Annotated in this window: 2 protein-coding genes; both read right to left on the minus strand. The window is 55.9% G+C overall.

Annotated features, from left to right (window positions below):
* Positions 1–58: 58 nt before the first annotated feature.
* On the minus strand, positions 59–11,326 hold the full coding sequence (locus D8682_RS21040) for a BapA/Bap/LapF family large adhesin (protein WP_121815072.1): 11,268 nt from the start codon (positions 11,324–11,326) through the stop codon (positions 59–61).
* Between the two features lie 772 nt (positions 11,327–12,098).
* Complete coding sequence (gene smpB / locus D8682_RS21045; protein ID WP_064544275.1) at positions 12,099–12,581, minus strand: SsrA-binding protein SmpB; 483 nt, start codon at positions 12,579–12,581, stop codon at positions 12,099–12,101.
* Positions 12,582–12,695: the final 114 nt, after the last annotated feature.

The following is a 12,695-nucleotide window of genomic DNA, read 5'->3' on the forward strand; positions in this document are numbered from 1 at the left end:
CGCTGCGCTTATCCGACCTACGTGTCGGGGGTAAGCGCTAGCGTCATCCACCACTTTTTTAGGTAATAATGTGGTGCTGCTGTACCAGTTCATCGAGCGTGACGTGCGTGTTCTCCAGGGTAACGAGCGTGGTTGAGTTGTAGGTGCCGCCTGTGCCGTCGCGATCAATGGAAATAACGGTGTTATTGCCGCTGGTGGTGACGTTGAGGTAATTGCCCAGTGTGGCGGCCTGCCCATTCCAGCCGGTCAGCAGGTCGTGAACGTTGATCGTGTCGCCTTGTGCCGCCGAGAAGTTGTGCCAGGTATCGGCACTGTTGCCGCCGGTCGCACTTGCGCTGGTTAACAGGTGATAAATCAGCGTGTCGCCATAAGCCGAGCCGGTAATCACATCGCTTTGCGCGGTGCTGACGAATTGCGGGCTCATATTGATGGTTAACGTGGCGCTGTCGCTCTGGCCGTTCTGGTCATTTAGCGTGTAGGTGAAGGTCTCTTTGGTGGTCATCGACGCCGGAGAAAGCCCGCTATTGAGGGTGTAGGTGTACGCACCATCAATCCCCATCACCAGCGTTCCGTAATGCCCCTGAATCGTGGCGGTTGAGTTGCTACTGGTTAGCGGATCAAGCGTGGTCGTCGTGCCGTTGAAGCCGGTAATACTCAGCAGGGTGTGAACGGTGCCGAGCTGATCGGCAGCACCTGAGGCTTCCGTACCGTCGTAGATATTGCCGTGAACCGTGTTACCGGCAAGCGTTGAATAGCTGTCCAGATCAATGGTGGTGCCGGTGATAGTTGGCGTGATGGTGATTTGTCCGGCACCAAGAACACCGACTCGCCCAGTGTAATTTAACGTGTAGGTACCCGATTGCAGATCCAGCCCTGCCAAATCAATATTCGCCACGCCGCCTAACAATATGCCACCGCTGAATGAGCCGTTTCTTACCACGGTTCCTGAGCTGTTAGTGATGTTCCAGTCAACGTTCAAGCCACCCAATGAAAGCAATGATTGCACAGTAAAATGTAACACTGGGTTATGCAGAACTTCGTTAGCGCCGACCGCAAAAGTCCCGTTGCCGCTTCCTGATGACGGGATTACCAGGGTTGTCCACGACGCCGACCCCACGCTGGTATCCGAATAAACCGCCGTATTTTGCGCGGTGTTCACCGCCATCACAGTGCTGCTGTCATCAAACGCATCCACGGTATGCGGCGTGGCAGTGACATTCAGCGAGGCGGTGTCGGTATCGCCGTTTGGTGCAGTAATGGTGTAAACAAAGCTGTCAGGCGTTTTGATGCTGTCCGCGCCCAGGCCGCTGTTCAGTTTGTAGGTGTAGTTACCCGCCGCATCAATGGTCAGCGTGCCGTATTCGCCAACAATAGTGGTGGTTCCGCTGGCCGCAATGGCGACGCCATTCACCTGAGTAATGTGGCTATCTACCGGATGAATATCATCATTCATCACATTGCCGCTGGTACTGGCTGTGACGCTCTCCACCGCATAAGTATGGTCTTGCAGAATATTCAGCGTATAGCCGGTTAGCGCCGCCACACCGCTGGCATTTTTGAGCAAGAACAGATACTCGCCACCTGGCAGCGTCAGGGTTAATTGCGATGAGGTGCCGCCCAGCAATGGCGCGGTAAGCCAGGTATTGACCACCCGATATTGCTCATACTGCTGAGTCACATCGTTGAACTTGTAGACATAGAGATCGAAGGTGGAGAGTAACGCGACCCCGCCAACGCTCGCCTGCAACGTCATGGTGCGCGTTGAACCTTCATCGACATCAAAGAGTATCGGGTTCGCCATATTGGCTAACGCGCTGAGGCTCAGCACATTTCCCACACCGACGCTCAGCACCGAGAAACCACTTTGCTGTGAAGCCCCGTGGTCTACCGCTTCCACATCGGTGTTGTAGGTCAGCGCCGCCGTGTTATCGGTGGCGGTCACGGTGCTGGCAGGTGTTGGGTTGCCGAGTGTCACCACCAACTGCGCCGAATCACTGACGCCATTATGGGTGATGGTGTAAGTGAAGTTTTCGGTGCTACCCAGTACCGAGGCAGAGGTGTCCGTCAGGGTGTAGGTGTAACTTCCGTCCTGGTTGATATGCAGCGTGCCGTATTCACCTGTGATATCCGCACCGCCTGCGCCAATCTGGGTGGTGACGCCCTGCGAGTTGGTCACCGATGTCACAACAGTGCCTGTCGGCGCGGTGTCCTGGCCGCTGTTCGGATCAATATCGGTGATCACGTTCCCCGGATGGGTCGTTTCCCCGCTGACTGTCCCGCCACTGATTTGTTCAATACTGACATCAAGGCTGGTGAAAGAACCGGTCGCCAGCAGGCTGGTGTTGTAGCTTAGTACCCGATAAGTGCCTTCTTCCAGCCCGGTGACATTCAGTGTTACGCCGCTGGCACCCAGCGTTAGCAGGTTGGCAAACTGTGGCAGTCGCGAATCGATTACCGTAGTCCAGGTTCCGCCGACAAATTGCTGAATCACCACTTCCATCGTGTTGAGCAGTGTCAGTACCACACCTGTAGCGGCGGCATCAATCGTGATATTGGCAGTGCCGCCCGCGTTAACCGTAAAGCCTACTTGCGCGGTATCGTTGCCGAGCACCTGTACTGTGTCGCCCAGCGCCCCGACCAACAGCACGCCGTAATCGCTGTAATGCTCTGGCGGTGAAACGACGGCGCTGCTGGTCAGCGCCAGGTTGACCACGTTGTCATCGGCGGCCAGTGGCAGAGTCGGTGCGGTTGCAGTGACCGATGGCGAGGTGTTGCCTGCCGCATCGGTGGCGGTGACGGATAACTGCTCTCCGCCAATTTCGCGCGTTGGCAGTGTCAGGGTGTAGCTTCCGCTGCCGTTAGCGGTGGTGGTGACAACGGTGCCGCCCGGCAAGGTAATGTTCACCGTGCTGTTGGCTTCCGCCGAACCGCTGATGGTGGTGCCGTCGGCACTGATGGTCGCCGTTGGTGTCAGTGGGGCGATGGTGTCAACGATCACGGTGAGCGCCGTTGACGGGCTGCCGGTGCCATTCGGGTTGGTGGCGGTAGCGGTGAAGGCGTGTGAACCTTCGGTGAGCGCAGATGGCGTGTAACTCCAGGTGCCGTCCGTCGCCACCACGCTGCCCATCAACACGCCATTGTTGTAGATACTGACGGTTGCACCGATGTCTGCCGTGCCGTTAATGGTCGGCGTGGCATCGTTGGTGCTTTGCCCGTTGTTAACCGTTCCGGTAACGGGAGCGAAATTATCCAACACTGTGGTAATCACCGGCACGCCTGGTAATGCAGTGTTTGGCGCAGCAAACCCAGCCGATGCACCCAGGTTACCCGCGCTATCTGTAGCCGCAGCTTGTAGGGATTCGCCGTTGGTTTGCGCGGGCGTTATCGTCACGCTGAACTTACCGTTACCGTCCGCCGTGGCGCTGCCGAGAACCGTTCCGCCGCTGGATATGGTGACGGTGCTGCCCGCTTCGGCATTCCCGGTGACGATTGTCCCGGTGGCGTTGACCACCATGCCCGTTGGTGCGGCAGGCGGCGTGGTATCGACAATAATCACCGCTGGCAGCGAGTTGGCGCTAGTATTGCCTGCCAGATCGGTGGCCGTCACGGTGAAGGTGTGGTTGCCTTCGGTCAGCGCGGTGGTCAGTGGGTAAGTCCAGTTGCCGCTACCGTCGGCAGTGACGCTGGTGACCAGGTTACCGTTATCGTAAATCGCCACCGTAGCACCTGCTTCGGCTGTGCCGTTAAGCGTTGGCAGCGTGTCGTTGGTGGTCTGGTTGTTGGCAACCGGGCCGGTCACGGTGCCGACATCGTCAACAACCGTGGTGATAAGCGGCGCGTTTGGCGCGCTGGTATCCACCGTGATGGTAAAGCCCGCGGTTGGGGTGGTGACGTTACCCGCCGCGTCGGTGGCGGTGAGGGTGAAGGTATGCGCGCCGGTAGCCAGCGGTGTGGCTGGGGTAAATGTCCAGGTGCCACTTGCCGGAACGGTCACCGTGCCAATTTGTATCGCTCCATCAAAGATAGCGAGGGTGCTGCCTGGTTCGCCGGTGCCGTTCAGCGTAGGGCGTGCGTCGTTGGTGATTTGTCCGTTGCTGAGTGAGCCGTTAAACCCAGCCACGTCGTCCACCACGGAGGTGAGCACAGGAGTGGTCGGCAGCACCGTGTCGATAGTTAGTGTGAAGCTTCCCGAAATCGCCCCGACGTTGCCCGCCGCATCGGTTGAGGTGGCGGTGAAAACATGGGTACGATCGGGTAGCGGATTGGGTGGTGCCAGGCTCCAGATCCCTTCCGCGCTGGCGGTGGTGGTAACGAGCAGGATGCCATCGTCGTAAACCTTAACCGTGGAGTTGGCTTCTGCGGTGCCGCTCAGTAATGGTTGGTTGTCGTTGGTCGACTGCCCATTCACCAACGCGCCAGTCACCGGGCCGACATCATCAGTTGCCTGGATGACGATCGGTGCGGTGGGAACGGCGGTATCCACGACAATATTGAACGCCCCTGAAGCCGGGCTGACGTTGCCTGCGGAGTCCGTCGCGGTCACCGTAAATGCGTGGTTGCCATTGGCGAGCGGTGACCCTGCTGGTGGCGTGAAACTCCATGTACCACCAGTGACGATTGCTGTGCCAATCAACGTGCCGTTGTCGTAGATATTGACGGTCGATCCGGCTTCTACCGTGCCGTTGATTTGTGGACGGGTATCGTCCGTCACTTGCCCTTTGGTTAAATTACCGGTGACTGTCCCTGCATCGTCCGCGACGGTGGTAATAGCTGGCGCAACAGGCGCTGTGGTGTCGATCACCACGTTAAACGCTGCGGATGGTGCGCTGACGTTACCTGCCGGATCGGTAGCGGTAACGGTCAGGTTGTGCGAACCGCCTGGCAGTGCTGAAGGTGGTGTAAAGCTCCAGGTGCCGCCAGCCCCCACGGTTGCCGTACCCAGCGGCGTTATGCCGTCATATACCGTGATCGTCGAACCGACTTCGCCGGAACCGGTGATAGCAGGGCGCGTTTCGTTGGTCGGCTGGCCGCTGGTAATTGGCCCAATATTTGGCGCGGTGTTGTCGGTGACGGTCAAAATGGCTGGCGCGGTTGGGGCGACAGAATCCACAACTACGCTGAAGGCTGCTGACGAGTTACTGATATTCCCGGCGGCGTCGGTGGCTTTGACCGTCAGGGTATTGTTGCCCTGGAGTAACTGATGACCGGCGTCCGGCGTGAATGACCATGTACCGGTGCCTGTGGCTGTTGTTGTGCCAAGAAGCGTGGTGCCAGAATAAACATTGATCGTGGCATTGGCTTCACTGGTGCCGCTGAGGGTTGGCTGCGTGTCTTTGGTGAGCTGGCCGTTGGTCAGGTTAGTCACCGGCTGAGTCTGGTCATCGACCACCAAAGTTATGGCTGGCACTACAGGAGCAGCGGTATCCACCACCGCAGTAAAGGTGGCTGGCGGGCTGACGTTGCCTGCCGCATCGGTAGTGACGAGCGTCAGATTGTGGCTGCCATCGGCCAGCGGCGTGGCTGGCGTGAACGTCCAGTTCCCCGCGCCATTAACCGGAACGGTGCCGATAACCGTGCCGTTTTCGCTGATGGTTAGCGTCGAGTTCGGGTCGGCGGTGCCGTTGAAGGTTGGCGTGTTGTCGTTAGTCGGCTGGCCGGAAACCACCGGGCCTGGCGTGCTGGTGTCGTCAACCACTGACGTAATAACCGGTGCCGCCGCGACGCTGGTATCAACAATCAGCGAGAAACTGGCAGGTGGAGCGCTGACGTTTCCGACAGCATCGGTTGCGGTGACGGTGATGGTGTGCGGACCCTCAGCCAGATTGGTTGGTGGCGTGAATGTCCAGGTACCGCCAGTGGTGACGGTTGCGGTGCCGAGTGTCGTGGTGCCATCAAGAATCGTGATCGTCGAACCTACTTCGCCAGTGCCGGTAAAGGTAGGGCGCTGATCGTTCGTGGCCTGCCCGCTGGTGATGATGCCCGTTACCGGAGCGACATCGTCGGTGACGGAGGTGATGGCGGGAGCGGTGGGTAACGTGGTATCAACGGTAATGTTGAAATTCGGCGTCTGGCCGCTGGACACACCGCCAACACTCTGGCTGACGGCAAAAGTATGCGGGCCATCTGCCAGCGGTGTAGTGAACTGGTAACTCCAGGCTCCCCCGGTTCCCGCCGCGAACGGGGTCTGGGCAATGCCGTCAATATAGAGGGTGATCATGGCACCGTCTTCAGCCACGCCGCTAAGTGTTGGCAGGTTATCGTTGGTGCTGGCACCGCTGTCGACTCTGCCAGTGACCGGCGCTACGTCATCCAAAACTTCAATTGTCGGCGGATGCGGAACATTCGTATCCGCGGCAATGAAGCCAGTCGGGCCACTCTGATTGCCAGCGGCATCCTGAGCAATTGCCTCTAGTTCTTCAGCGGTGGTTTGCGCAGGCGAAATTGTGACGGAGAAGGTTCCGGTTGTGGAATCAGCCAGGCCTCTGCCCAATACTGCATGGGTATTGGCATCCCTGATAATCACCGTGCTGCCGGGTTCCGCCGTCCCGTTTACCAGTGTGCCATTCGGATCTGCTGAACTTACCAGCGGAGCATCAGGTGGCAGCGTATCAACATGCAACGTAATTGGATTTGGTGATACGGCGGTATTTCCTGTGGCATCGCTGGCACTAAAGGTGAATGTGTGGTCGCTTACACCCGTCGGGAGTGTTGTCGTGAAGCTCCATGTACCATCCGGAGCAACAGTAACAATAGGGGGTGAAGTCACCACCGGTGTACCGTTATCTAAAACAGTAATGGTACTGCCTAGTTTACCTGTGCCGCTGAAGACTGGGGAGGTATCGTCGGTATAGCTGCCATTGACCAGCGAAGTGGTAATCACACCCACGTCATCGGCAATCTCCGTCACGACCGGAGCGGTGAGCGGCGTGTTATCGACAGTCAGATTAAAGATTGCTGACAATGGGCTGAGGTTGCCCGCTGCATCGGTTGCGGTGGCGGTAATCTCCAGTGCGCCGTTCGGCAGTGGGCTCGTTAGGGTGATAGTCCAGTTTGTGCCAACAACCGTTGTGCTACCCAGCACCGTGGTGCCGTTGTACAGCGTGATGATGTCACCATTCGCACCGGTGCCATGGAAGGTTGGGGTGTTGTCATCGGTGACCGCGTTGTTGAACAGCGGTTGTTGTACCGCACCTACGTTATCGTCGGCATTGACGATAACCGGTGCAGCAGAAGCGGTGGTGTCGACCGTAAAGGTAATAGCCGCAGAAGGCGGGCTGACGTTCCCTGCCGCATCCGTTTCTTTGACGGTCACGTTGTAAACCTGTTCGGTCAGCGGCGTGGTCGGAGTGAAGCCCCAGCTGCCGTCTGCCCGTACCGTGGTTTCGCCGAGTTTTGTGCTGCCGTTGAACACTTCAATTTTATCGCCAACTGTGCCGCCAGTGCCGGAGAAGGTTGGCGTGGTGTCGTTGGTGCTGCCACCATTGCTGACGGTGCCAACCACCGGAGCATGATCATCGGTGACCGTTGGTGTGCCTGGTGCGGCTGGTGGCGTTGAGTCGACGTTCAGCGTAAAGCCTGCGGAAGGTAAGCCAACGTTACCCGCGGGATCGATTGCCACGGCAGTCAGCGAGTGAGAGCCTTCAGCGAGCGCCGGAGAAGGGGTAAATGTCCATATGCCTCCAGCGGGAACCGTCACCGAACCAATCGGTGTGCTGCCGCCATTATCATAAATTTTGATTGTCGCCCCGACTTCGCCGGAACCGGTAAGGGTTGGCGTGCCGTTTTGCGTGCTGCCACCGTTGGTGACTGTCGCAGGGATTCCGCCCACTTCCCCTTGCGCGTTGGTAATGGATGGCGCAGCAGGCGGTGTGGTATCGACCGTCAGGTTAAAACTGGCGGCTGGGCTGGCGTTGCCTGCGGCATCGGTCGCCACAGCCGTTATGGTATGTGGCCCTTCGCTCAGTGGTTGTGTCGGGATAATGCTCCATTTACCATCGCCGCCCACCACGATAGAGCCGATAGCGGTAGGGCCATCATACAGCGTCACGGTGCTGCCAGCCGGGCCGGAGCCATTAAATTGCGGCAGGGTATCGTCGGTCGCCGAGTTGTTGGCAAGCGTTGCGGTAACCGTTCCGACATTATCTATTGCGCCGTCAATGGTGGGTGCAGACGGAGCGGTAATGTCGATGGTGATGACATATTCGGCGGAAGGCGCGGTGGTGTTGCCCGCCGCGTCCGTGGCGCTCACCGTGAAGCGGTGGGTGCTGTCGATCAACGTTGACGGTGTGTAACTCCAGGTACCCGATACACCGACCGTAAAGGTGGTCAGCGCGGTGGCGCCATCGAACAAAGTGACGACAGATCCGGGTTCGCCGGTACCGCTGATCGTTGGCGTCCTGTCGTTGGTGAAACCATTGTTTGGCACCGAACCGCTGACGGGGGCGAAGTCATCGCTGACCAGCGTAATGGTCGGCGCTTGCGGAGCAATGGAATCAACGGTGAGCGAAAATGCCGCTTCAGGGCTGACGTTGCCTTTGGCATCGGTGGCGGTGACGGTCAGGTTATGCAGGCCCTGTGCGAGTGCGGTGGTTGGGGTATAACTCCAGTTTCCGTGCTCATCGGCAGTGACGCTATTTAACAGCGTAGCGTTGTCATAAATTTTCACCGTTGCGCCAGCTTCGGCGGTGCCTGTGAGTTGTGGCTTATCGTCGTTGGTGGTTTGTCCGTCGCTGAGATGATCGGTCGTGTAAAGGGGGACATCATCCACCACGGCGCTAATCACCGGAGCATCCGGCGCGGTGGTGTCAGGTGCGGTAATCGGTGTTTCTGGCCCGGTGTTTCCAGCGTTATCTGTCGCAGAAACTTCCAGTTTTTCGCCAGCCGTTTGCGGCGGGAATATCGGAATACTAAAACTACCGTCTGAACCTGCTGTTCCAGTCCCCAGTGGGGTGCCGTCGCTGTCAGTGACATTAACCGTGCTGCCTGGCTCGGCGTCACCGGTCACCACTGACCCCTCATCGTTGATGTCCACATTGGTCGGTGCCCCAGGAGGCGTGCTGTCTTGTGCAAAGACGGTGCTGTTGTCACTTTTGTTGTCTGCGCTGTCTGTCGCTGAAACCAGTAAGGGTTCGCCGTTGGTTTGTGCTGAGGTTAACGGTGAAATATCAAACCTCCCGTCAGCGCCTGTGACGCCCGTTCCCAGAACGTTGCCGCTACTGTCGGTGACGATGATTTCACTGCCCGCTTCCGCGCTGCCGGTGACATGCAGGCCGTCTTGTGAAACCAGTAAATCACCCGGTGCTGCGGGCGGGGTGGTATCGACATTGACGGTAAAGACTGCCGAGGTGCCGCTAGTGCCGTACAGGTTGGTGGCGGTAAAGGTGAATTCTTGCGGACCGTCTGCCAGCGCGGATGGGGTATAGGTCCAGTGGCCGGTGCCGTCAGCGACAACGCTATCAAGCAGCAAACCGTTGCTGAAGATTTTAACGGTACTTCCCGCTTCAGCCGTGCCGCTCAGGGTTGGTGTGGTGTCGTCGGTGGCCTGGCCGTTGCTTAGAAGACCCATAGTGGCGCCGGCATTGTCGTCAACAGAATCCAGCACTGGCACGGTTGGGTACTGGGAGGTCGATGCCGTAAACGGTGTATCCGGGCCAACGTTACCGGCTTGATCCTCAATGTGTGCTGTCAGCGTTTCACCGTGAGTCTGCGCAGGGGTGATCCCAACAGTAAAATTACCGTCGCTGTCGACATCGGCATGGCCGAGTTCAGACCCATCGGCAGCCGTGATGGTAATGGTGGTTCCGGGTTCGGCGGTGCCAGAAACGGTGGTGCCGTCGAGGCTGACATTCTCAATGACGGCAGCGGCAGGTGGCGTATGGTCGACAATAAATATTGGGCTGGTGGTGGCGGAACTGACGTTCCCCGCAGCATCGGTTTGTACCACGATGATTTGGTGGCTACCGTCGGCCAGCGGTTGGTCAGGGGTAAAGCTCCATTTTCCGTCTTCGCCAACGGTGGCTTGCCCAACCTGGATGCCGTTATCATAAATGGTAACGGTGTCGCCCACTTCGCCGGTTCCGTTTAATCCCGGTCTGGTTTCATCGGTGTAGGTACCGCTGCTGATAATGCCGGTCAGCTTGCCGACATTATCCTGCAACTGCTCTAATTCAGGCGCGTCAGGGGCAACCGTGTCGATAGTGACGGTATAGGTATCCGAATGCGCACTTTCACCTTTGGCATTAATGGTAGTGACGGTAAAACTGTGAGAACCATCGGTTAACGCGTTGGCGGGGGTAAAGTTCCAGCCTCCGTTGGCATCAACCACTGCGGTGCCAATTTCGGTTCCATTGTCATAAATATGAACGGTGGTTCCTGGCTGACCCGCGCCCAGAAGTGTTGGGGTGTTGTCATTGGTTGGCGTAGTAGGGCTATTATTGGCAATGGTGCCGAATCCCGGAGTGACGTCATCCACCACGTTGGTGAGTGTCGGTGCGTCCGGTAACGGAATATTAGGCGCGGTCACGCTGCTATCAGGGCCAGTATTCCCGGCGGGGTCGGTGGCATGTGCCGTTAACTCTTCGCCACTAATTTGCGGATTTGTGAGCGGAATCGAAAAATTGCCATTACTGTCGGCAGTGCCGGTTCCGATCACCTGGCCGTTGGCATCGGTAATTGTCACGGTGCTGCCAGCTTCTGCGTTTCCGGTTATGGTTTTACCATCTGCCGAGACGCTCAGATTTGTTGGGGCTGCGGGCGGCGTGGTGTCATTACCGTTAGAGGGCTGGTTCGGCGAGTTGGGATTGCCGCCACCGTTGTTCGAGTTATTATCGTCACCTCCGTCACCTCCGTCACCTCCGTCACCTCCGTCACCTCCGTCACCTCCGTCACCTCCGCCGCCTCCACCTCCGCCACCACCGGCGGCCAGAGCAATACCGCCAGCGACGGCGACGCCACCCAAAATCCACGGCCAAATGGCTTCCCCATCATGTGATTCTGCACCTGTAGCCGCCATCAGCTCATCAATATTATTGATATGCTCGAAGTGAAATGCGGAGTCGGTATCTTGTACCCACCACAATGCGCCCTGGTCGTCTTCGAGCACTAATTGGTTGCCACCCTGGTCGGCGAAGGCGTAAAAGTTTTTTACGGTAATCACTTCGCCATCGTGCAGGGTAATGATCATATCGTGGCTGGAGCGCACGATACTGGCGATATCAGAGCGTTCAGCTTTGAGTTCAACAATGGAAGGGGAGTTCAGCGTAATTTCAGACGCTTCTACTTTATTCGTTACGCCAGTCAGCTTTGAGATGATTGATATTGAACGCATTGTTATCACTCCATTCTGTGTGAACGTGGGTGTAGTCTTCAGTCGCGCTTGCGCACGCAAATCATTCCCCTGAATAAAGTGTTAAAACGATCTTAACTATTTATAAAATTTAAGACGAACGAATCCAGGCATCAAAATAATGATGGCTAATGTTATTGATGAAAAATTTGTTGGTTACTGAAGCATTAATTTATATGAATATAAGATTCATACTTTCTTATCATTTTCATAAGGGGGTATTGAAGATATAGACAGGATTGGATAAAAGCGCAAATGAAGTGCATAAGAGAGGAACGTAAGTTTTTTTCAGGAGTTATGTGCGCATTGTATGAGTTTTAGTTATGACTATAAAGTGGTATTTTTATTGGTAATGCATTGATATTTATTTGCTTTGTTTCGTGATTGATGGCGGTTTTATTTAAGTTATTATCGATTGGTTCACTTTAAACTTAATCCAGAGTTAACAAAATACCGTCGTGATAATCATCTGCCTTACTGCGGTGAAGCCAGGGTGGACACTAAAAATTTAACTTTTGTTAGTATGTATTCATGCGGTGAATATAAAGGATAATTTATCCTTTCCGCTTGTTAGTCGACTAGCACAGTTTTAATCAATTAGGGGGTTATATTTTATAGAAGATGACTTGATGGAATGAGTTATGCGGATTAATAAATTTGGCTTTGGTAATAAATAATATTTAGGATAGGGGGAAGATAACTTTTCAGTATTAGCCCCCCGGAAGAAGGACTAATACTGTTTTTTAAAACCGTATTAACGACCCGCGTGCTTCATAATACGTGCTTTATCTACCGCCCACTCTTTGTCTTTTAAATCGTTGCGCTTGTCGTGCTGCTTCTTACCTTTCGCCACGCCGATTTTCACTTTGCACCAGGCATTTTTCCAGTACATCGACAGGGCGACAACGGTGTAACCATCACGGTTAATGCGCCCGTAAAGGTTATCAAGCTCACGTTGGTTAAGCAGGAGTTTACGGGTACGTGTTGGGTCGCAGACCACATGGCTTGAGGCCACGTTTAACGGAGTAAAGTTGGCGCCAAACAAAAATGCTTCGCCATCTACCAGTATGACGTAGCTGTCACCGATGTTGGCCTTCCCGGCACGCAGAGATTTTACTTCCCAGCCTTGCAGCACGAGTCCCGCTTCAAACTCATCTTCGATAAAGTATTCATGGCGGGCGCGTTTGTTTTGCGCAATGGTGGCTGAACCTGGTTTGTATGCTTTTTTCTTTGTCATAGTGCTGCTCAGTATAAGTAATCCAGGAGTTCAAATACACCCCGCTTCGCTGCGAGGATGAAGGCATATCTTAGCACGGCTCTGGGCTAAGAGTTTTTCTTTGCAGAGTGATAA

This window comes from Buttiauxella sp. 3AFRM03, assembly GCF_003675305.1.
Classification (GTDB): domain Bacteria; phylum Pseudomonadota; class Gammaproteobacteria; order Enterobacterales; family Enterobacteriaceae; genus Buttiauxella; species Buttiauxella ferragutiae.